The organism is Deltaproteobacteria bacterium (assembly GCA_016218975.1).
In the GTDB taxonomy this organism is placed as follows: Bacteria; Desulfobacterota; Deferrimicrobia; order Deferrimicrobiales; family Deferrimicrobiaceae; genus JAENIX01.
In genome coordinates, this window is record JACRCO010000080.1 from 91,993 (window position 1) to 114,338 (window position 22,346).

Annotated in this window: 20 protein-coding genes; 5 read left to right on the forward strand and 15 right to left on the reverse strand. The window is 62.6% G+C overall.

From position 1 onward, the window contains the following. Window positions 1-26 precede the first annotated feature (26 nt). From HY896_12180 to HY896_12205, 6 genes are all read right to left on the reverse strand, one after another. Window positions 27-947, reverse strand: coding sequence for an elongation factor Ts (locus HY896_12180; GenBank protein ID MBI5577106.1), 921 nt, complete (start codon window positions 945-947; stop codon window positions 27-29). A gap of 113 nt (window positions 948-1,060) precedes the next feature. After that, the gene (gene rpsB / locus HY896_12185) at window positions 1,061-1,885 is read right to left on the reverse strand and encodes a 30S ribosomal protein S2 (GenBank protein ID MBI5577107.1); all 825 of its coding nucleotides are present in this window, start codon (window positions 1,883-1,885) and stop codon (window positions 1,061-1,063) included. A 166-nt stretch (window positions 1,886-2,051) separates the two neighbouring features. Further along, on the reverse strand, window positions 2,052-3,245 hold the full coding sequence (argJ, locus tag HY896_12190; protein ID MBI5577108.1) for a bifunctional glutamate N-acetyltransferase/amino-acid acetyltransferase ArgJ: 1,194 nt from the start codon (window positions 3,243-3,245) through the stop codon (window positions 2,052-2,054). After that, on the reverse strand, window positions 3,242-5,791 hold the full coding sequence (gene secA, locus HY896_12195) for a preprotein translocase subunit SecA (protein MBI5577109.1): 2,550 nt from the start codon (window positions 5,789-5,791) through the stop codon (window positions 3,242-3,244). Before secA ends, argJ begins: the two co-directional genes overlap by 4 nt. 241 nt (window positions 5,792-6,032) lie before the next feature. Further along, a complete protein-coding gene (locus HY896_12200) occupies window positions 6,033-6,932 on the reverse strand; it encodes a M23 family metallopeptidase (protein MBI5577110.1) in 900 nt (299 codons plus the stop codon). Between the two features lie 110 nt (window positions 6,933-7,042). Further along, window positions 7,043-7,228, reverse strand: coding sequence for a hypothetical protein (locus HY896_12205; GenBank protein ID MBI5577111.1), 186 nt, complete (start codon window positions 7,226-7,228; stop codon window positions 7,043-7,045). Window positions 7,229-7,389: 161 nt separating this feature from the next. Between HY896_12205 and tadA the strand changes: the two genes are divergently transcribed. Then, the gene (gene tadA, locus HY896_12210; protein MBI5577112.1) at window positions 7,390-9,291 is read left to right on the forward strand and encodes a Flp pilus assembly complex ATPase component TadA; all 1,902 of its coding nucleotides are present in this window, start codon (window positions 7,390-7,392) and stop codon (window positions 9,289-9,291) included. Between the two features lie 39 nt (window positions 9,292-9,330). Here tadA and HY896_12215 read toward each other — a convergent pair whose 3' ends face one another. The 8 genes from HY896_12215 to HY896_12250 all read right to left on the reverse strand — a co-directional run bounded on the left by HY896_12215 (window position 9,331) and on the right by HY896_12250 (window position 17,755). Continuing rightward, entirely contained in the window at window positions 9,331-9,678 is a 348-nt protein-coding gene (locus HY896_12215; GenBank protein MBI5577113.1) for a YtxH domain-containing protein, read from the reverse strand. Window positions 9,679-9,773: 95 nt separating this feature from the next. After that, a complete protein-coding gene (locus HY896_12220; protein ID MBI5577114.1) occupies window positions 9,774-10,751 on the reverse strand; it encodes an ATP-binding cassette domain-containing protein in 978 nt (325 codons plus the stop codon). Then, complete coding sequence (locus tag HY896_12225; GenBank protein MBI5577115.1) at window positions 10,748-11,821, reverse strand: ABC transporter ATP-binding protein; 1,074 nt, start codon at window positions 11,819-11,821, stop codon at window positions 10,748-10,750. The genes HY896_12220 and HY896_12225 overlap by 4 nt, the downstream gene beginning before the upstream one ends. 84 nt (window positions 11,822-11,905) lie before the next feature. Continuing rightward, window positions 11,906-12,736, reverse strand: a complete 831-nt coding sequence (locus HY896_12230; protein MBI5577116.1) for an ABC transporter permease — start codon at window positions 12,734-12,736, stop codon at window positions 11,906-11,908. Window positions 12,737-12,765: 29 nt separating this feature from the next. Then, window positions 12,766-13,740, reverse strand: a complete 975-nt coding sequence (locus HY896_12235; protein MBI5577117.1) for an ABC transporter permease — start codon at window positions 13,738-13,740, stop codon at window positions 12,766-12,768. A gap of 10 nt (window positions 13,741-13,750) precedes the next feature. Next, complete coding sequence (locus HY896_12240; protein ID MBI5577118.1) at window positions 13,751-15,397, reverse strand: peptide-binding protein; 1,647 nt, start codon at window positions 15,395-15,397, stop codon at window positions 13,751-13,753. Continuing rightward, the gene (locus tag HY896_12245; GenBank protein MBI5577119.1) at window positions 15,394-15,957 is read right to left on the reverse strand and encodes a hypothetical protein; all 564 of its coding nucleotides are present in this window, start codon (window positions 15,955-15,957) and stop codon (window positions 15,394-15,396) included. Before HY896_12245 ends, HY896_12240 begins: the two co-directional genes overlap by 4 nt. A 100-nt stretch (window positions 15,958-16,057) precedes the next feature. Further along, complete coding sequence (locus HY896_12250) at window positions 16,058-17,755, reverse strand: tetratricopeptide repeat protein (protein ID MBI5577120.1); 1,698 nt, start codon at window positions 17,753-17,755, stop codon at window positions 16,058-16,060. Between the two features lie 100 nt (window positions 17,756-17,855). Here HY896_12250 and HY896_12255 point away from each other — a divergent pair, with 100 nt between their 5' ends. From HY896_12255 to HY896_12265, 3 genes are all read left to right on the forward strand, one after another. Continuing rightward, entirely contained in the window at window positions 17,856-19,235 is a 1,380-nt protein-coding gene (locus HY896_12255; protein MBI5577121.1) for a TldD/PmbA family protein, read from the forward strand. Between the two features lie 119 nt (window positions 19,236-19,354). Continuing rightward, complete coding sequence (locus HY896_12260) at window positions 19,355-19,705, forward strand: hypothetical protein (protein MBI5577122.1); 351 nt, start codon at window positions 19,355-19,357, stop codon at window positions 19,703-19,705. Window positions 19,706-19,786: 81 nt separating this feature from the next. Then, the gene (locus HY896_12265) at window positions 19,787-20,401 is read left to right on the forward strand and encodes a DedA family protein (protein MBI5577123.1); all 615 of its coding nucleotides are present in this window, start codon (window positions 19,787-19,789) and stop codon (window positions 20,399-20,401) included. Here HY896_12265 and HY896_12270 read toward each other — a convergent pair. Next, a complete protein-coding gene (locus HY896_12270; GenBank protein ID MBI5577124.1) occupies window positions 20,385-21,335 on the reverse strand; it encodes a BtrH N-terminal domain-containing protein in 951 nt (316 codons plus the stop codon). The genes HY896_12265 and HY896_12270 overlap by 17 nt on opposite strands. Window positions 21,336-21,454: 119 nt before the next feature. Between HY896_12270 and HY896_12275 the strand changes: the two genes are divergently transcribed. Continuing rightward, the gene (locus tag HY896_12275) at window positions 21,455-22,165 is read left to right on the forward strand and encodes a twin-arginine translocase subunit TatC (GenBank protein MBI5577125.1); all 711 of its coding nucleotides are present in this window, start codon (window positions 21,455-21,457) and stop codon (window positions 22,163-22,165) included. The last annotated feature ends 181 nt before the right edge of the window (window positions 22,166-22,346 follow it).

The window sequence follows — 22,346 nt, forward strand, 5'->3', positions numbered from 1 at the left end:
GGCCCCTCCAGGGACGTTCAGATCGCTCAACCCCGGTTAAGCTGTTTCGCCACCTCTGCTGCCAGATCGTCCGACCTCTTCTCCAACCCCTCGCCCACCTGGAACCGCGCGAAACCGGCCACCTTGACCGCGGCGCCGGTCTTCGAAGACATCGCTTTCAGCAGGTCCCCCACCTTGCGGTCGGGGTCCTTTATGAACGCCTGCTCGACGAGGCAGAAATCGCCGTAGTATTTTTCCAGCTTCCCGGTCGCTATCTTGTCCAGTATCTTCTCCGGCTTGCCGGCCGCCAGCGCCTGCTCCCGGTAGATGGCCTTCTCCCGTTCGATCACGTCGACCGGGACGTTTTCCCGGGATACGTAGGTCGGGTTGGCCGCCGCGACCTGCATCGCAAGGTCCTTGGCGAGCGCCGCGAAATCGGCGTTCTCCGCCCCGGCGCCGTGCAGCTCCACGAGCACGCCGATCTTTCCGCCCGCGTGGATGTAAGGGACGACCACGCCGGGCACGCCGCCGGGAAGGGCAAACCTGGCGAACCGGCGGAACGAGATCTTCTCACCGATCTTGGCCACCCGCTCCGTCAGCATGTCTGAAAGCGGGACGCTCCCCGCTGGAAGGGTCAGTGCAGCATCCACGTCACGAGGGGCCTTCTTGTGGACCAGCGCCGCGACTTCCCGTACGAACCCCTGGAAATCGTCGGTCTTCGCCACGAAATCCGTCTCGCAGTTGACCTCCACGAGCGCCCCGGCGGTGTCGTCGACGGACGCGGCGACCGTTCCTTCAGACGCGATGCGGGAGGCTTTTTTCGCCGCGGCGGCGAGCCCTTTCTTGCGAAGGTTGTCGATAGCCTCTTCCATGGCGCCGCCCGCTTCCGCGAGGGCCTTCTTGCAGTCCATCATCCCCGCGCCTGTCTTCTCGCGGAGTTCGCGTACCATCTCGGATGTTATCTGCATTTTTCCCTTCTTGCCGTGCCGAAGCTAAAAAAGCATGCGATCTTCGTCATGCTTTTGAGCGAAGGCCGGTCCTGGTCGAATATCGAAAAAGTATTTGCGGTCCGGGACTGCGGCTATTCCTCCGCCGCGGCGGAAACGCCGGTCGGGGCCTCCGCCGGTTCGTCCTCGGTGGAGATAAGCGACATCGTGACCTCCTGGGCCGCGGCGTCCTTGTCACCCTCGGAAGCCGTCTTCTCCGCATAGGCGGCTTTTCCTTCGATGATCGCGTCCGCAACCTTCGAGAGGAAGAGCTTGATCGCCCGGATGGCGTCGTCGTTGCCGGGGATGACGAAATCTATGAGGTCGGGGTCGCAGTTGGTGTCGACGATCGCGATGATGGGAATCCCCAGGCGGCGCGCCTCGAGGACGGCGATCTGCTCGCGGGAGGGGTCGACGATGAAGAGTGCGTCGGGGACCCGGCGCAGCTCCTGGATTCCGCCCAGGACCTTCTCCATCTTTACCCGCTCCTTGTCCAGCTTGAGCACTTCCTTCTTGGGGAGCTTTTCTGCGGTGCCGTCCGTTCCCATTTCCTTCAGGCGCTGGAGGCGGTCCAGGCTCTTTCTGATCGTCTGGAAGTTGGTGAGCATCCCGCCCAGCCAGCGCTGGTTCACATAGGGCGCACCGGCGCGTCGCGCTTCCTCTTCCACGGCTTCCTGCGCCTGCTTCTTGGTGCCGACGAAAAGGACCGTCTTTCCGTCGGCCGCCATGTCCCGCACCACATCATATGAGTGGCGGAACATCTTCACCGTCTGCTGAAGGTCGATGATGTAGATTCCGTTCCGGGCGGTGAATATGTACTTCTTCATCTTCGGGTTCCACCGCTTCGTCTGGTGGCCGAAGTGGACGCCCGCTTCCAGCAACTGCTTCATCGTGATGACCGAACCGTGACCGTTTGCCATGCCTTCCCTTCCTCCTTACGCTCGGGGTTGTTCCTCCGGGCGTTCCGCCCCTCCCCATCCACCCCGGCCTTTCAGGCCAAAGGGCACCCCGGGGAGAGTCCCGCCCGTGGGAAATGATTGCCTAACCGCAAATATATACCATATTGCGAGCCGCCACTTCAACCTGTCAGGTGCGATACCCCGCGTTGATCCGGATGTAATCGTGAGTCAGGTCCGAGAAATAAAGGAAATGGCTCCCCTTCCCGAGCCCGAGGTCCAGTTCGATGTCGTAGGACTCCCCGCGGATTTTCGGAGCAGCCCTGCGCTCGGCGGCGCGGTCGATCCTCAGGCCACGCCGCAGGACCTTTTCCCCGGCGAACGACAGCTCGATGCGGTCCTGTTCGACCGCCGCCCCCGCGCGCCCTGCGGCAGCGACGACCCGGCCCCAGTTCGGGTCGGCGCCGAATACCGCCGTCTTTACCAGCGGCGAGGTGGCCGCCGCCCGGGCCGCTTTTTCGGCGTCCCGGTCGCTCCGCGCGCCGGTGACCGCGAGGCGTACGACCCTCGTCGTACCCTCGCCGTCCCGCACGATCATAATCGCAAGATCCAGCAGAAGGGAACGAAGGGCCTCCGAAAACGCCGGAAGATATTTCCCCGCGAGGGGGGGCAGGCCGCAGGCGCCGTTGGCGAAGACGGCGGCGGTGTCGTTTGTGCTCGTGTCGCCGTCCACCACGATCCGGTTGAACGAAGCCTCCACGCCGCCGCGGAACGCCGTACGCAGGTCTCCCGGGCGGACGGAAGCGTCAGTGAACACGTAGGCCAGCATCGTCCCCATGTTCGGCGCGATCATCCCGGCTCCCTTGGCGATGCCGCCCAGGGTTATTTCCCCCTTCCCGACATGCACCTTCCGAAGAGCGCGTTTGGGATAGGCATCGGTGGTAAGGATCGCATCCCCGGCATCTCCGATCCCGTCCGCCGAAAGGGATGCGCAGAGGCCGGGGACCGCCGAGACGATTTTTTCCACCGGCAGCCGCATGCCGATAACGCCCGTCGACGACACCAGCAGGGAATCCCCGGGGAGCCCCAGCGCCGCGCAGGCGGCGGCGGAGGTCTTCCGGACCGCCTCGATCCCTTCCTTCCCGGTGCAGGCGTTGGCGTTGCCGCTGTTGACGATCGCGCCTCGCAGGGCGGACCGGCTTCGCAGGCCTTTCCCCCATGCCACGGGGGCGGCGAAGACCCGGTTCCGCGTGAACACCACGTCGGAGGCGCACGGCCGGTCGCTCACGACCATGGCCAGGTCGGCCTTTCCCGTCTTCTTGATCCCGCAGGACGTACCCGCGCCGCGGAACCCCTTGACGGCCACCTTGACCGGTTCGCTCATTCGCCCCCTCCCGACGCCCCGCAGCACTTCTTGTATTTCTTACCGGACCCGCACGGGCAGGGATCGTTCCGGCCCACCTTTTTCTTGACGTGCCGCTGCGTCGTCTGGCCGGCCTTCGAGATGTCTCCGCGGGACAGGTTGACCCGGCGGGGGGCGAGCGGCGCATGCTGTACCGGCCTACCCTCCTCCTCCCGTTGAACCTTAACGTGGTAGAGGCGCTTCAACGACTCCGCCTTGATGCGGAACACAAGGTCCGCGAAGAGGTCGAAGCCTTCCCGCTGGTACTCCTTCAGGGGGTCCTTCTGCGCGTACCCGCGCAGGCCGATGCCTTCCTTCAAGTGGTCCATCGACAGGAGGTGGTCCTTCCACAACGCGTCGATGGTGGAGAGCAGGAACATGCGCTCCAGATAGCGCATCGCGTCCGCGCCGTATTCCTGCTCCTTATTCGCATAGGCGCTTTCCGCGCCCTGCCGGACGAGAACGGCAAGCGTATCCCGGGTGAGCTTCGCGACCTCCTCCTTCGGAATTGCGGGGCGGAACCCGAACTGCGATTGCGCCGCGTCGGCGAGGGCGGAAAGGTCCCAGTCCTCGGGATGCTCCTTGGCGTCGGAGAACCGCTGGCCCAGGTCCTCGGCCACTTCCTCCGTCATCTCCATTACCATATCCCGCAGGTCCTCGCCCGAGAGGACCTCCTTCCGCAGGTCGTAGACGACGGTCCGCTGCCTGTTCATCACGTCGTCGTATTCGAGGAGGTGCTTCCGGATGTCGAAGTTGTGCGCCTCCACCTTCTTCTGTGCGTTCTCCACCGCCTTGTTGATGAGGTTGTGCTCGATCGGCTCTCCCTCCTCCATCCCCAGCTTCGACATGATCGGCGAGATCCGGTCGGACCCGAAGATCCGGAGAAGATCGTCCTCCAGCGACAGGTAGAACCGCGACGAGCCTGGATCTCCCTGACGCCCCGCGCGTCCGCGGAGCTGGTTGTCCACGCGCCGGGACTCGTGCCGCTCCGTACCGACGATGTGAAGGCCGCCCTTGTCCACCACCCCGGAGCCCAGCTTGATATCGACGCCTCGCCCCGCCATGTTGGTGGCGATCGTCACCTTTCCCGGCTGTCCCGCCTCGGCGATGATCTGCGCTTCCTTCTCGTGGTGCTTCGCGTTCAGCACGTTGTGCGGGATTCCGTGCCGGGAGAGGAGAGCGGACAGCTTCTCCGATTTCTCGATGGAGACCGTCCCGACGAGCACCGGGCGCTCATCTTCGTAGAGCTGCTTTACCTCTTCCAGCACAGCGTTGAACTTCTCCCGTTCCGTGCGGTAGATCTGGTCGCCGAAATCAGTCCGTATCATCGGCTGGTTCGTCGGGATAACAACCACGTCGAGCTTGTAGATCTGCTGGAACTCCGCGGCCTCGGTGTCCGCCGTGCCCGTCATCCCCGCCAGCTTCTCGAACATGCGGAAGTAGTTCTGGAAGGTGATGGTGGCCAGAGTCTGGTTCTCGTTCTCTATCTTGACCCCTTCCTTTGCCTCCACGGCCTGGTGCAGCCCGTCCGACCAGCGGCGTCCCGGCATGAGGCGCCCCGTGAACTCGTCGACGATGACGACCTCGCCGTCCTTCACCATGTAGTCGACGTCCCGCTTGAACAGCACGTGTGCCTTGAGGGCCTGGTTTACATGGTGGAGAATCTCGATGTTGTGCGGATCGTAGAGGTTCTCCACGCCGATCAGGCGCTCGACCTTGGGGATCCCGGCATCCTCGGTCAGCATGACCTGCCGGGCCTTCTCGTCCACCTTGTAGTCGGCGTCCTTTTTGAGGTACCCGATGATCGAATTCACGCGGATGTACTTGTCGGTGGCCTCCTCCGCGGGGCCGGATATGATGAGCGGCGTGCGCGCCTCGTCGACGAGGATCGAGTCCACCTCGTCCACGATCGCGTAGTGCAGCTCCCGCTGGACCATGTCCTCCATCCGGAATTTCATGTTGTCCCGCAGGTAGTCGAAGCCGTATTCGTTGTTCGTGCCGTAGGTGATGTCGCACCGGTAGGAGGCCTGCCTCTCGGTGTCGTCCATGCCGTGGACGATCACGCCCACCGACAATCCGAGAAACTTGTATATCGTGCCCATCCAGTCCGCGTCGCGTTTCGCGAGGTAGTCGTTGACGGTGATGAGGTGCACCCCGCGGCCGGTGAGTGCGTTGAGGACGATCGGCAGGGTGGCGACGAGCGTCTTCCCCTCGCCCGTCCGCATCTCGGCGATCTTTCCTTCGTGGAGAACGACGCCGCCCACGAGCTGGACGTCGAAGTGCCGCATCGACAGAACGCGCCTGGATGCCTCCCTCACGGTGGCGAACACTTCCGGAAGTAGGGAATCGAGCGGCTCCCCGTTTTCGATCCGCTGCTTGAACTCCACCGTCTGCGCCGCCAGCCGGTCGTCGGGGAGGGCCGTCACCTTCGCTTCAAGCTCGTTGATGCGGCGGACGACGGGGGCGATCCGGTCCAGGACGCGCTCGTTCGAGGTGCCGAACATTTTTTTGAGGAAATTTCCGATCATCAGGTCGATATCCTGTTCTTCATTCTATCTATCTTAGACGACAAAACAACGGGACAGTCCCAAGTACTCATCCTCCGGTTCCCAAACTGCGCACATCTCGATATCACTTCGCGGGCGAGCCGCCGAGACGGGGTGCCCCTCGCGGGGGGGTGGAGCGACGAAGCGGTAGCCATGGACGGCAGGGCAAGGCGTCCCCCGCGAGGGGTACCCCGCGAGGCGTGCCGAGCCTGCGCATACTATATCAGTTGAGGAATCGGGACGGGTTCACCGGAAGCCCGTTCAGGTGGACTTCGTAGTGGAGATGAGGTCCGGTCGTCCGGCCGGTCGCCCCCACGGTCCCGACGGGATCCCCTTTCTGCACTATTTCATCCACGGCGACACGCCTCTCCGCAAGATGGGCGTACAGGGTCCTGTACCCGTACCCATGGTCCAGAACGACGAGATTGCCGAACAGGGACTCGTAACCGCTCCTCACCACCCTCCCCCCGGATGCCGCCTTTACCGGCGCTCCGGGCCTGGCGATGATGTCCAGCCCATGATGGAACACCTTCGTCTCGGTGAACGGAGAGGTGCGAACCCCGAATCCCGAGGACAAAACTCCCCGCACCGGCCAGAGGGAGGGAGCGCTCTCCAGGACGATCCGCCGGCTGTCCAGTTCCTCGCAGAGGATTTCCAGGTCCTTTACATCCACCAGCACGTCTTTTTTCAACTGCTCGAACCGAAGGTCAAGCAGGCTGTCGAGACGGCCCTCCGCAGATGCCTCCCGTGTCTCGCTCCCGCCTACCCCTGAACTTCGGCCTGTCTTCCCCGCGGTTCCCGGACTCAGCGACCGGTTGATGCTTGCAAGGGATCTCACCCTTGCGTCCACCGCCCGAAGGCGCTCCACCTCCGTTTCCAGGCTTTCGAATTTCGAATGGAGGTCGTAGAGCGAGAGGTTCTGCTCGCTCACCCGCTGGCGGAGAGCTCTCAAATCCCTTAGTTTCGAGAGGTTTTCCCGATAGTCGTAAAGAAAATGCGTAAGGGCGACGAACAGAAGCCCAAGCGCTGCGACAGTGGCTATGAGACCGGTGCGGCCCACGCGGAAATCCCTGGCGCGATCCCCGTAGCCGACTCGCAAGTGAAAATCGTGCGGCGCGCGCACCTGACCCTCCGTCTACATTGGTAAAAAAATGCAGGGGGAAACCGTAACACAGAAAACAATGCGGTGTCAATGAAACGAAAACCTTGATAAATCGTGGATTTATTACGTTTTTAACTGATTGCCCGCTTCTTCGGTTTCTTCTCCTGGCCACGGTTCCTTACCACCACAGGGTCCACTATCTCTCCACAATTCAGGCATCTCCATGCATAGAACAGGTCCAGCATGTCCTGGAACCGTTCGTAAACCATCGCTCCGTTGCATCTCGGGCATCTGAACTGCCGGACCGTTCTTGCCATGATTAACCCCCTCCTTCGCTTCATACCCTTCGATGCCCGAGGCGGGAATTCGGTTCCATCGGCAGTGTTGCGCAATCATGAAAACCATAAAAAAGGAGACGAATGAGAATTTTCTTTGATAAAATTCCACAATTGGGATCGGCAGAGGGAGGCGTAACCGGATGGGCAAGAAACGATTGGGGGAACTGCTCGTCGAGTCAGGGCTGCTGACGGAAGAGAACCTGACTCGAGCGCTTACCGAACAACGTTCCCGGCGGGGCAAGCTCGGGGAAGTGATAGTCGCTCTCGGCATGGCCACAGAGGACGAGATCGCCCAGACCCTGTCCGTCCAACTGGGGATCCCTTTCATCGATCTGACCCAGACTCCGGTCGAGCCCCAGGCGATCGAGCTGATCAACGAAAAAGTCTCCCGCAAGCATCTGATCATTCCGGTGTCGATAGACCAGAAGGACCTCCTCATCGCGATGGCGGACCCGTTGAGTTTCGAGGCGTTCGAAGACGTGCGGTTCGCCTCCGGCTACACCATAAAGCCCGCCATAGCCACCCGGACCAACATCCTCTGGGCGATCGACCAGCATTATCATCTCGGCTCGTCGCTGGACACCATCGTCAAGGACATCGCCGAGGAGCGATTCGTAGAAGTAGTCCAGGAAAGGAAGGAAGGGGATACGAAGGAGGCCGAAGACCTCCGGAAGAAGAGCGAGGCCGCCCCCATCATCCGCATGGTGAACCTTTTCGTATCCGAGGCGGTGGAAAAGGGCGCATCCGACATCCACGTGGAGCCCACACGCTCCGAGCTCATGATCCGTAATCGCATCGACGGGCTTCTCCGGAAATCCCTCGATCTGCCGAAATGGGTGCAGGGCGCGGTGATCTCCCGTATCAAGATCATGGCCAAGATGGACATCGCCGAAAAGCGCCTCCCCCAGGACGGGCGGATCGGCGTCCGTGTGGGGGCCAAGACCCTCGACCTGCGCGTGTCGACGATGCCGACGAGCTACGGGGAGAAGGTCGTCATCCGGATCCTGGATTCCGCCAACTCGCAGATCCCGCTTGAAGCGATGGGGTTGACCCCCGAAGAGCTCATCCAGATCGAGAGCCTGATCCGAAGACCGCAGGGGATCATGCTCGTCACGGGCCCCACCGGGTCGGGAAAGACGACCACCCTCTACGGCATTCTCAACCGGATCAAGAGCATGGAACAGAACATAACGACCATCGAAGACCCGGTCGAGTACGAAATCGCGGGGATCAACCAGGTGGCTATCCAGGAGAAGATCGGGATGACGTTCGCGTCGACTCTCCGGTCGATGCTGCGGCAGGACCCGGACATCATCATGGTCGGCGAGATGCGCGACCTCGACACGGTGAGCATCGCCATGCAGGCCGCCCTGACGGGGCATTTCGTGCTTTCGACGATCCACACCAACAGCTGCACGGCCACCATCACGAGGCTGCGGAACCTGGGGGCCCCTTCGTACCTCATCGCCTCCACCATCAATTGCATCATGGCGCAGCGGCTGGTCAGGGTCATCTGCCCGAAGTGCCGCGTGAAGTACGATCCGCCCGAGCACGATCTCGTCAAAATAGGGTTCCACCGCAGGAAGGAAAAAGCGTCGTTCACCTTCTACCGCGGAGAGGGCTGCTCCGCATGCGAGGGTACGGGATACAAGGGACGCATCGGAATCTACGAGATCCTCCCCTTCACCCAGCCGATCCGGGACCTCGTGGTGTCCAACGCCCCGGAGAGCGCGTTGCGCCAGCAGGCCATCGCGTCGGGAATGCTGACGCTTGCCCGCGGCGCCCTCGAAAAGGTGCGGGCCGGTGTGACCACCCTTCAGGAATTGTTCCGCGTCGTGGAAACGGAAGAGGATTTCGGGACCATATGCCCCGAGTGTCACGGGGTGCTGGGCGCGGACTTCGTAATGTGCCCGCACTGCGGGCACTCCCTGCTGGCCACTTGCGCCTCCTGCAGGAAAACGATATCCCCGGACTGGAAGTTCTGCCCCTACTGCCGCAACACAGTCCAGAAAACGGCGCCGCAGGGGCGGTCCTTCACTTAACCCGCAGATCGTCGTCCGCGCCCGGATCTGCCCGCCGCTTCAGGCTATCAGCTTCTCCAGTCTCGTCCTCTGCCGCTCCAGCTGTTTCCGTCCTTCGTCTATGGCCCCGAGCACTCCCTTCTTCGCATCCCTTGTCAGGTCCTTGCCCTTTCCGAGGATGTCTTCGGCCCTGTCACCCACTACGCCGATCATCCCCGAAACGGATTCGCTGAACTCCTCCACTACGCCTGCCGCACCCCGCTTCGCCTTTTTCGCGTAGCGGGATATGTCGCTCCGGGTTTCCTTTCCCGATTGAGGCGCCAGCAGAAGGGCCGCGCCTGCCCCGATCAACGCTCCCGCCGCCAGTAGAATACCGCCAGTCACCACGCCGTTTCCCTTGTGTTCCATTTCGCACCTCCAGGTCGTGTGTAAAAATTGGATGCCGACGGCCCCCCCTGGATGCAATTTCATTTTACATCAAATATCGATACACATGGATTTAGTTAAACGAAATGGCAAGCGGTGAAGCGGCCGGGAAAGGATTCGCGGAAGACGGGGCAGACCTCTTCGCAGACCTTCTGCGCCATGAAACAGCGGGTGTGGAACCGGCAGCCGGGTGGAGGCGCGAGAGGGCTCGGGATCTCCCCGCGCAGCACTATATTTTCCTGCGGCGCACCCCCTATCATCGGGACCGCTGCCAGCAGACTGCGCGTGTACGGGTGCAGCGGATGCGCGAAAAGCTCCTCCGCGGGGGAGACTTCCATGAGTTTTCCCAGGTACATGACCGCGACGATGTCGCTCATGTGCCGGATCACCCGCAGGTCGTGGGAGATGAACAGGTAGGCCATGCCGTACTCGTCCTGGATGTCCTTGAGCAGGTTCAGGATCTGCGCCTGGACGGAGACGTCGAGCGCGGACACCGGCTCGTCGGCGACCACGAGCTTCGGCGACAGGGCGATCGCCCGGGCGATACCGATCCGCTGCCGCTGCCCCCCGGAGAATTCATGGGGGTACTTGTCCGCGGCATCCTCCGACAGCCCCACGCGAAGCAGCAGCCGGAGCGCCTTTTCCCTGATCTCCCGGCGGCCGGCCACGCCGTGGACGAGCCATCCTTCCCCCACGATGTCGCGGATCCGCATCCGCGGGTTGAGGGAGGAGTAGGGGTCCTGGAAGACGATCTGCATACGCCTCCGTGTCGCGCGCAGTTCCTCCCCTTCCAGGCGCGTGATGTCCCTTCCTTCGAAACGGATCGTCCCGGCGTCGGGATCGATAAGCCGGAGGGCGACTCGTCCCAGCGTCGTCTTGCCGCAGCCCGATTCGCCCACCAGGCCGACGGTCTTCCCCTCCGGGACGCCGAGGGACACCCCGTCGATCGCATGCACCCGCAGCATCTCGCGGGAGAAGAACGACGCCTTGACCGGAAAATACTTGTAGACGTTTTCAAGCGATAGAAGGATCCGCCCGCCGCTGTCCCCGGTCATCCCGTTCTCCCCCCGGATTCCTCGCCGCCCGGCGGCGCCTTCCCCCGCCTGGCCTTCTGGTAATGGCAAGCAGCGAAGTGCCCCGGGGCATACTCCTCGAGCGGCGGGTCGACCCGGTCGCACACCGAAAGTTCGTCTTCGGCCGCCTCTCCGGAACGGAACCGCTCCAGGGCATTTTGCCGGAACGGACACCGGTCTGAGAACGGACATCCGGGGGGGATGCCGCGCAGGTCGGGCACCGTGCCGGGGATCGACGGCAGCCGCTTCTCTCCGACGCTTTTCCCCGGGAGCGAACGGAGCAGTCCCTGGGTATAGGGGTGGATCGGGTCGGCGAAGAGATCGGCCGTTTTCGCGATCTCGACGATCCTGCCCAGATACATGATCGCCACCCGGTCGGCGAACTCGTGGACAACCCCCAGGTCGTGCGTGATGAGCAGGACCGCCATTTTCCGCTCCTGCTCCCGCATCTCCTTCAGGAGCGAGAGGATCTGCGCCTGGATCGTGACGTCGAGCGCGGTCGTTGGCTCGTCGGCGATCAGCAGGGCCGGTTCGAGGGCGAGCGCCATGGCGATCATCGCACGCTGCCGCATCCCTCCGCTCAATTGATGGGGGTATTCCCGGGCGCGCCGCTCCGGGTCCGGCACCTTGACGCGGCGCATCCATTCCACCGCCCGCTCCGCGGCCTCCTTCTTCCCGCACGTCCCGTGCACAGTGAACACCTCAGCCACCTGGTCGCCGATGGTCAGCACCGGGTTCAGGGAGGTCATCGGCTCCTGGAAGATCATGGAGATTTCCTTCCCCCGCACTCCGCACATCCCGGCTTCCGACAGGGCCAGCAGATCCCGGCCCCGGAAATCGACGGTCCCGCCTTCGATCTCCGCGGGCGGCTGCTGAAGGAGACGCAGGATCGATAGGGCGGTGACCGTCTTCCCGCAGCCGGACTCCCCGACCAGCCCCAGCGTCTCCCCGGCCTCGAGCGAGAACGATACGCCGAAAAGCGCGCGCACCTTCCCCCGGTCCGTCCGAAACGCGACCCGAAGGTCCCTGACCGAAAGCAACAGATCTCCCATTACCTATAGCCCCCTCAACCTGGGAGCGAGAACCCAACCGCTTGAGTACATATCGAGGGTTCGAGGTTCAAGGAAGTATTTCATTTACCTGCCCCTTAAGCGGGGATCCACGGCGTCGCGGATCCCTTCGCCGAGGAGATTGTACCCGAGCACCGTGAACAGGATCGCGAGCCCCGGGTAGACGGAGAGCCACCAGGCGAACTCTATGTTGTCCTTCCCCGCGGTCAGGATGTTTCCCCACGACGGGGTCGGCGGCTGAACGCCGATCCCCAGGAAGGAGAGGCCGGACTCCGTCAGGATCGCTCCCGCCACGCCAAGCGTCGCGGACACGAGAACGGGAGCCAGGGCGTTGAGGAGGATGTGCCGGAAAACGATGCGCCTGTCCCCTGCCCCCTGCGCCCTCGCCGCGGCCACGAAGTCACGTTCCTTGAGCGACAGGGTTTCCGCGCGGACCAGCCGTGCGACTCCCATCCAGCTCGTAAGCCCGATGATGATCATTATGTTGTAGATGGACGGCCCGAGAAAGGCGACCGCCGACAGGATAAGAAAAAACGACGGAAAGCAAAGCATGATGTCCACGAACCGCATGAGCACCTTGTCCACGATGCCGCCGTAGAATCCGGCGAAGAGGCCGATGACCAGGCCGATCGCGGTGGCGATGCCGACTGCGACGAACCCCACCTTCAGTGAAATGCCCGCGCCGTGGATCATGCGGGCGTAAACGTCCCGGCCCAGCTCGTCGGTCCCCAGGGGATGCAAGGCGGAAGGGGACTCCAGCACCCGCAGCACATCGATCCTGTTCGGATCCTGCGATGTGAACAGGGAAGGAACGATCGATACGAAAAAAAGGATGAGGATGAAGATCCCGCCCGCGAGGGCGAGCCGGTTTTTCAGGACCAGCCGCAAGGTGTCGATGAAAAGGGAGTGATGCCGGACCACGGCCGTCACTCCGTCCTGATGCGAGGGTCGGCAAGCGCATAGCCGACATCCGCCAGCAGGTTTCCCAACAGCGTAAGGAACGCGGTGATGACGAGCGACCCCATTATCAGCGGATAGTCGCGGGACATGACCCCCTGGTAATAAAGCTGCCCCAGCCCGGGAATGGCGAAGATCGTCTCGAAGATGACCGCGCCGCCCAGGAGACCCGGTACCGAGAGACCCAGGATCGTGATTACGGGGAGAAGGGCGTTGCGCACCGCGTGCCGCAGCACCACCTTGCGCTCGGGAAGGCCCTTTGCCTTCGCGGTGGCGATGTAATCCTGCCGGATCACCTCGAGCATGTTGGACCGCATGTACCGCGACATTCCGGCCAGGCCCCCGAATCCCGCCACGAAGACCGGCATGACGAGATGGCGCGCGCGGTCGAGGATCTTCCCGGCCAGATTCATCGAGTCGTGTTCGAGGGAAGTGAGGCCCGATATCGGCAGCCATCCCAGGTGAACCCCGAAAAGGATCATGAGGAGGAGCGCCAGCCAGAACCCCGGGACTGCGAATCCCACGAACACGGCCACGGTCGAAGCCCTGTCGAACAAGGTGCCCCTTCGGACGGCCGAATAGATCCCCAGGGGAACGGCGACGATTAGGATCAACGCCTCGGACAAGACGTTTATTCCAAGCGTTACCGGTATACGCTCGCGGATCTTGTCCCACACTTTTCGCCCGTCAGGCGCGAAGCTTTCTCCGAAGTCGAACGTCGCAAGGCGGCCGAGCCAATTCGCGTACCTGACGTATATCGGCTTGTCGAGGCCGTAATACGCCTTGAGGCGTTCCCGGTATTCTGCGGTGGCTTTCGGATTGAGGTCGGCGGCGATGCCGATAGGTCCGCCCGGGGCCATGTTGATGACCACGAAAGAGATGAGGCTGATCCCGACGATCATCACCGGGATGACGAACAAACGCCTGCCGATGTACCCGAGCATCCAGCCCCCGTCACCGGTACGTCGTGTACTTCTGCTCCGCCTTCGGCACGTACCACTTGATGAAGTTGTAACTTATACCCGCGGGGGCCGGCTCTATCCCCCGGAACCGCTTGTGGAACGCCGGCAGCGTTTCCGGGGCGTAGAGGAAGACGTATGGCTGCTCCTCCGCCAGGATTTCCTGGATCCTGAAGTAGGCCTTCCTGCGCTTCTCCATGTCGAAGGTGCGGCGGCCGGCTTCGAGCAGCCGGTCCACTTCCGCGTTCGCGAACCCCACGTGGTTGAGTTCGTCCGGACCCGTCTTGGTTGAGCTCCAGATGTCGAACTGGTCCGGCTCCGGCCCCGTCGACCACCCCAGGATCAGCGCGTCGAACTTCCGTTTCTTGACGAACTCGTTGATGAAGGCCGCCCACTCCAGCGTGCGGATCTCCATGCGGATGCCGACGGCGGCGAGCTGCTGCTGAATGATGGTCGCCGTCTTCGAGCGGCTCTCGTTTCCCGCGTTGGTGAGGACGGTGAAGGCGAACTTCCTTCCCTCCTTCTCCATCGTGCCGTCCGCCCCCGGCTTCCACCCCGCCTCAGCGAGGAGGCCTTTTGCCTTCCCCGGATCGTACGGGTAGAGGCGCACGTTCGGGTTGTACACCCAGTGGCCCGGCTTGTACGGGCCCGTGACCTCCCGCCCCAGCCCGAAAAGGACCCCGTCGATCAGCTCCTTCTTGTTGATGGCGTGGGCGAAAGCCTGCCGGACGCGCTTGTCCTTGAAAAACGGATGATCGAGCCGGAAGCCGAGGTAGGTGTAGACGAACGAGAGGTAGCGGTACTTCCGGAAGTTCTTCCGGAACTCCTCCGTTTCGGTCTGCCTCGAGTATTGCAGCGGGGTGAGCGTCATAGAGTCGATGCCGCCGGATTTGAGCTCGAGGAACGTCGTGGCCTGATCCGGGATTACGCGGGTGACGACCCTGCCTATGTACGGCCTCCCTTCGAAGTAGTCGGGATTGGCGTCGAAGACGATCTTCTCCCCCGGCTTCCATTCCGCGAATCTGTACGGGCCGGTGCCTATCGGGCGGGACGTGTTGATGGGGCTCCGCTTGATGTCCGGGTATTTTTCGAGAAGGTGCTTCGGCAGTATGTTCATCCCCCAGGATTCCAGTGCGGGTGCGTACGGCTTGTCGTAATCCGCGACGACGGTGTAGGCGTCCGGCGCAGTCACGCGCCGCACCTGCTTGAAGGACTCGCCGTACGCCGTCGGGGTATTCGGATCGATCATCTTCCGGTAGGTGAAAAGCACGTCCCCGGAGGTGAACGGCACGTTGTCGTGCCACTTCACGTTTTTCCGGAGATGGAACGTGATCTTTTTCCCGTCAGGGGTGACTTCCCAGGATTCGGCAAGGTCCCCTTCGAGCTTCAGGTCCTTGTCGTACTTCACGAGGCCGTTGAAGATGTAGCTCGCGGCCGCGTGGGATGCGGTGTCGGAGGTCACGGCGGAAATGAACCCGCTGACGTCGCCGATGCTCCCCTCGACGAGCGCGTCCCCGTAGGCGGGGGTATCCTGCCTTGCGGCGTCCGCCGCGCCCGGGGCTTCCTTTTTATCCCCGGAACATCCGCCCGTCAATGCGGCAACCAGGAAAATCGCGACCGGCAAAAAATTCGCGCGTCTCATTCCACGTCCCTCCGCATCAAGATCTTCGCACCGTCGATCTCGATCGCCACCACCGGAGGCGGCCCCGACGATTCCCGTCCGGGATAGGACACCGTCACCCGCTTCCCCCGGAACCTGTACTCCGCGCGCGACAGGAATCGACGGAACGCGTCGGAGAACAGCGCCTGCCTCCCGTCCTCCAGGACCCACTCTCCTCCCCGCGTCCTGCCCGGATCCCCCGCATCCACGGAATACCCCGGGGCGCCCGCGAGTATCCTGGCCAGGGACACCGGCCCCGCGGGCACCGGCGGAATGTCCGGAACAGGGAAATCGCCCGCGGCCTGTCCGCGCAAAACCGCTATGGCGTTCCCGTCGTTCACGAGGAAGAGGACCGGACCGCCCAGGGGGTCGTAGAACCCTGCGATCTCCCCTCCGGGGGCCGGTGAGTTCACCCCCGCGACGAACGGCCAGGCGCGCCCGGAAACTTCCGCGACGCCGGAAAACGAGGCTTCTATGGGGAAGGGAACCGCCGCCGTGGAGGCGAAAAACCGCCGGGCGTCCCGCGCCTCGTCCCCCGCCAACCGATGGCGGAAGGGAGCGCAGCCGGGCGCCAGGGCCAGCGCGCAGACGACACAGAGGGCCGAAGCCGCGCCGAAGAACCGTCGCCGGACCGGGCAAACGTCACTTCGCGGTCGAGCCCTCTTTGACGCGGCTGAGTTTATTCCTGACTTCCTCCGGTTTCTCGTGCCCCTTGGCGATCGCCTTCTCGAAGACGTTTGCGGCCTCGGTTCCTTTCCCCTGGCTCACGAGAACGTCGCCCAGGTGCTCGAGCACCACTGGGTCGTCCGGCACGAGAGTGAGCGCCCGCCGCAGCTCGGTTTCCGCCCGCGCGAATTCCCCCTGGCGATAGTGCACCCATGCGAGGCTGTCGATGAAATAGCCGTCGTTGGGCCGGATTTCCAGGGCCTTCAGGATCAGCGACTCCGCTTCCTTCAGGTTCAAGTTCCGGTCGGCGTAGGAATAGCCCAGGTAGTTCAGGGCCACGGCGTGCCGCGGATCGAGCTCGATCGCCTTCTTCATCGAAGCGGCCATCTTCTCGAAGTTCCCGACCTTGTCGTAGACGACGCCCATGGAAAAGTGGGGCGAGGGGTTCTTCGGGTCCTTCACGGCCGCTTCGGCCAGGATCGCCAGCGCTTCCTCGTATTTTTTCGCCTCCTCGAGCTGCCCGCCGAGGAACACCAGCAATGCGACGTCTTCGGGGAATTTCGCCCGAAGCTTCCGCGTCACATCGAGCGCTTCCTCGAGCTTCTTGCCGCGGGAAAGCGTCATCGCCAGGTGAAGCATCGCATCCCGGTAGACAGGCGAAGTTTCCGGAATTCCGCGGAACTGCTCCTCGGCTTCCGCCAGCATCCCCTTCTCCTGGTACGCGGTGCCCAGGAAGAACTGCACCTGGACGTTACCGGGCCTGGCCGACAGGACAAACCGGAATTCGTTGATGGCGTCGTCGAAGCGGTCCCGCTCGAGGTATAGAATGCCGAGCCTCGTCCGGAATTCCAGGTTGTCGCTCGAGAATTTCTTCAGTTCCTCGTAATGACCCACGGCCTGGTCGATCTTGTTCTCCAGGATCAGCACGCGGCCCAGCCGCTCGCGTATAAGCGGATTGTTCGGGGAAAGCTCCAGCGCCTTCTTGTACCGGACTTCCGCCTCGGCGTTCTTGCCCATCATCTCGAGGACTCCGCCCGAATCAAGGAGGGCGCCGTCGAAGGAAGGCTGGATCTCCAACGCCTTGTCGAAATCCTTCAGCGCCTCGGGAAGCTTCTTCTGCGCCGCTGACAACCGCCCGCGGTAGTAATAGCCGAGAATCGATTCGGGGTTGTTCGCGATCAACTCTGCCAGGTACTCTTCGGCTTTTGCGAAATCCGACTTTTCCGCCGAAAGGGTGGCAAGGTGTACGTATACCTCTTCGTTCTCCGGGTCGTCGGAGAGGACCCGCCGGTAATGTTCCGCGGCCTTTTCCTTCTCGCCCGTCGTCGCCAGGATGCCCGCCAGCAGGTATCGCGACCGGATGTGCTCTTCGTCCATGGCGAGCGCTTTTTCCAGGACCTCCCTTGCTTCCCCGAGCTTTCCCTTTTTGACTAGGACGCTGCCGACCTCGTAAAGAATCGCCGGCTCGTCGTCCGCGTAACGGAGCGCCTTGCGGTACGAATCGAGGGCCGCGTCGAGGTTCCCCTCCCGGTAGGACAGGTACCCCTGAAGGAATAGCGCGTATGCCCTTCCCTGCGCGCGCGTGCCCATGGCGGTGCCTGCTCCGTGGAACGCAACCGCCTCTCCCGATAAAAGAAAAAGGGCCAGGGCCCCCAGCACGAATAATCTTTTCATCCGCTACCTCAAGTAAATACCGCGATAGTTGTATTATACACAAAACCGGTAATTGCCCGCATTTCCCGCCCGGCTCCCGCCGCGGCGGCAGGAGGTTGCGATGCTTGCCAAGATGCCGATCGAAAGGATCCTGTCCGCCCTCCTGTCACGCGGAGGGGAGTACGGCGAGTTGTTTTACGAGGAAGTCCGCTCCCTCACGGTCCTGCTTGAAGGCGGAAAGATCGAGAGGGTCGTTTCGGGCACCGATGCGGGAATCGGGATCCGCCTGATCTGCCGCGAAAAGACATTCTACGCTTACACGAACGAAACGGAGGAACAGGCGCTCGTTTCGCTCGCGGGCGACCTGTCGCGATACGCCGAGGGAGGGGGCGCACCCGTCGTCCTTCCGGCTTCACCTGCCGCCGCCCTGACTCCATCCCCCGTCCGCGTTCCGCCTTCCGCGCGGGGGATCGCCGAAAAAACGGCACTCGTAACGCTCATGGATCGCGTCGCGAGGAGCGTTTCCCCGGAAATACGCCAGGTCCGCGCGACGTACGGGGAGGCGGAGCGCCGCATCGAAGTGGCTGCGCATCCGTTCGGATTCGCTTCCGACGTCCAAACCTCGACCCTGCTCACCGTACAGTGCGTGGCGGGTAACGAGTCCGGGCTCGCGACAGGCTACGAGTCCGGCGGAGGGACTGCCGGCTGGGAGTTCCTGGAGGAATTCGTCCCCGAAACCCTCGCCCGCAAGGCCGCCCTCCGGGCGTCGAGGACTCTTTCCGCGCAAAGGATTCCCGGGGGACGGATGCCTGTAGTGCTCTCCGCGGAAGCGGGCGGGACCATGGTGCACGAGGCGATCGGGCACGGGCTGGAAGCGGACCTGGCGCGGCAGGGAATGTCGGTTTACAAGGACGAACTTGGCAAGCAGGTCGCAAGCCCTCTCGTCTCCATCGTCGACGACGCCACCGTGCCGTGGAAACGCGGTTCGTTCGGCATGGACGACGAAGGAATACCCGGCGGAAAGACCGTTCTCGTTGAAAACGGCATCCTCAAGGGATTCCTGCACGACCGGCTTTCTGCAATGAAAGAGGGCGCGCGCGCGACCGGGAACGGGCGCCGGGAATCGTACCGGCACAAGCCGATGCCGAGGATGAGCAACACGATCGTTCTTCCGGGGACGACGCCGCCGGAAGAGATCCTTGGGTCCGTGGACCGCGGCCTCCTGGTGCTTAAAATGGGGGGCGGCCAGGTCAACACGGTCGCAGGCGACTTCATGTTCGAAGTCGCGGAAGGTTACCGGATAGAGAACGGAAAGCGGGGAGAGCCGGTCCGGGGCGCCACCATAACGGGAAACGGGCCGGAACTGCTGAAGATGATAGACCGGGTCGGGAGCGACCTCGGGTTCGGGCTCGGAACCTGCGGCAAGGAGGGGCAGTGGGTGCGGGTGGGAGACGCGCAGCCCACCCTGAGCATCGGACCGCCATGGATCACGGTGGGTTAGCAGGCATGCCGCTTCGGGCCTGTACTTTCCCATTTTCCATTTTCCGGCCTTTTTTGTATATACTGTACACAGTTCGCCGCCGTAGTCCGGCCTACCGCCGAAAAAAGGAGGGTCGCGACATGCATCCACGGAATTTCCTACCGCGGTTCTTCCTCACCGCCGTCCTGTTGGCCTTCTTCTTCGCCTTCGGCGCGGCCGCACCCCTTCATGCCCAGGACCCGGAGGTACTGAAAGGGACGATCAAGTCCCTCGATCCGGGCGTCATCATCCTGAAGGACGTGAACTTCAAGGATGAATCCCTGCAGCGCAAGGACGTAAAAGTCCTCTGGGACAAGGAGACCGCCTTCTACTACGGGGGGACAAGGGTGCCCAAGGAGGAGGTCGTTCCCGGGTACCTCGTCCTGGTAAAGTGCGCGCAGGCGGGATCCGAGCGGAAAGCCCTCTCGGTCCGCGTCATCAAGGGGAAATAGCAGGGCCACCACCCGGCCATTCCGCGCGCCTGTCAGTCTGCCGTCGAGCCGGAGAAATCCACTACACCTGGAGTGCACCCATTGGTCACCCGCATACTGGAAGCTCTCGCGTCATTCGTCATATACGTGATTTCCCTTATGGGACTTCCCGGCATCGTGCTCCTGATGGCCATCGAGTCCGCCTGCATTCCCCTGCCGTCCGAAGTGATCATGCCCTTCTCCGGCTATCTCGTTTACCTGGGCAAACATTCGCTCTGGGAGGTCGGGCTGGCGGGAGCGATCGGTTGCGTCGTGGGTTCGGTGCCTGCCTATTATCTCGGAATGTACGGCGGGAGGCCGCTCATCGAGAAATACGGAAAATTCATCCTGCTGTCGCACCGCGACCTGGATCTCGCGGACCGCTGGTTCGAGCGGCACGGCGAGGCGACCGTCTTCTTCGCGAGGCTGCTTCCTGTGATCCGGACCTTCATCGCTTTCCCCGCCGGCGTGGCGCGCATGGAAATGAAGAGGTTCATCGCATATACGTTCGCGGGGTCCCTTCCGTGGTGCCTGGGGCTTGCCTACGTCGGGATGGTCATGGGAGAGCAGTGGCCGACGCTGAAAGGATATTTCCACAAATTCGACGTTGTGATCGGCGCGCTCCTGCTTGCCGGGATCGTCTGGTACGTCCGGCGGCACCTCAAGCACGCAGCTTAGAAGACACCTCGAGCGCTTTTTTCCAGAACGATTCCTCTACCGGGGCCATTTGAAGGAGAAGCGCAGACACGTCCCGGAGCCGTGAGGCATCGCCCGACTCCGATATTTCCTTGAGCACGCCGGCGATCTCCGTCCACCTGTCGGCCAGGACCGTCATGGCGCCGGGAAGCCCCGCGGCCGCGATCTCCGGATGGGTTGCGGACGCCTCTTCAAGGTACCGCGCGTAAAGCCTGCGGAAAAACCCGCCGCCCGTCCCCCGCTTCTCTATCACCTGGTAGCCGAACCGCGCCGCGAAAATCCATTGTCCGGTCCGGCCCGGCCAGCCGGTGATTTCCGCCGCGGCTTTCCGCATTCCTGCGATGCCCAGGGAGTCTCCCTCCCGGAATGAAAGCATCTCCGTCGCATTCTTTCGCAATGCCAGGGGGATCGCTTCGGCGATCGGCCTCGGGGGCCGCGAAGGCGCGATCACGCACCACCTGTTCCCCATCGGATAGGGAGGGATGTCGGAGGACCTGGACCGTTTCAGCGATTCCACCGGCACGCGCTGCGGCTCTTCCCGTTCCGAATCGGACAGGATCGCGTCACCCCGCTCGTCGTCGAAGCCGAAAAGAACAACGCGGTGTCCGGCGAAGTGCGTCCGGGTGTCGAAGTATTCGAGGTAGGCCAGGTCGGTGTTTATGACTACAGGATTGCCCGCGGCGACGGCCTCGCGGGCCCTTTCCCATCCCGCTGTCGCGTCCGGCTCCTCCCGCTCGGGGAACGGGAGCGCCAATGCATCGCAGAGCTCCCTTTCCATTTCCATGATCCGGCCGTGGAAAGTGACGAACGGAGGTACGGGCATGTCCTCCACGTAGAGGAAGCCGGCGCCCGAACCAAGGCCGAAACACATGGGCTCCGACAGGTCGATCCCGCGGAACCGCAGCATGTTCCGCATCGAGGCGGATCCGCAGTGCGTTCCGTTTCTGTGGACGTATCCTGGAACCCGGTATTCCATGGTTCTCCTTACTCGCTGTAAGATAGGGTACCAAAATTCACGTGCGGAACTCGACTCCAGTGCAAAATCGCGTGACAGCCGTTATCGAGGCGGTGGACCGGGGGCGCAAGGGGATGGCCGTCTACGCCGTCCTCGTGATCTGCCTCACCGTCGCGTTCTTTTTCTTCTCCGAGCCCATACTGCGTTTCCTCGTCCGGCTGCTGGGGCGCAAGCTGGTCGCGTATTCACCGGCGGAGGGATTCCTCGCCCTGGCCGGCCTGTCGCTGTATTGCGCGATCGCCGCTTCGCTCCCTGCGGGCGCCTGGATGCTATGGCGCGGGGCCGTGTCGCGCTGGATGCCGGAAGCCAGGGGATGGGGGGCGCCGGTCATTCTCGTCGCGACGTGCCTGTTCATCTCCGGGGTGCTGCTCGGATACTACGTCCTGCTCCCGGCAGGGATCGGGTTCCTTGTGGGCTTCGAGACGGAAAAGATCTCCGCGTTAATCTCGGCGCGCAAATTCATCTCTTTCTGCGGCACGATGCTTCTCGGCCTGGGATTGGCTTTCGAGGCCCCGCTTATCTCCTATTTCCTGGCGCGGGCGGGATGGCTGACTCCCGGCGCTTTCCGGAAGAGATGGCGGCACGCGCTCCTCGCCTGCACCGTCCTGTCGGCGGTCATCACACCAACTCCGGACGTCTACAACATGACGCTGATGGCGATGCCGCTCCTGGGGCTCTACTTCGTGAGCTACGGCGTCGTCTGGGCCGTGGACAAGACCCGGAAACAATAAAAACGGGGACGCGTACTTAAAAACAGGGACGTTCTTAAAAACTCGGGTCAAAAACAGGTCAAAAACAGGTCAAAAACAGGTCAAAAACAGGTCAAAAACAGGTCAAAAACAGGTCAAAAACAGGTCAAAAACAGGTCAAAAACAGGTCAAAAACAGGTCAAAAACAGGTCAAAAACAGGTC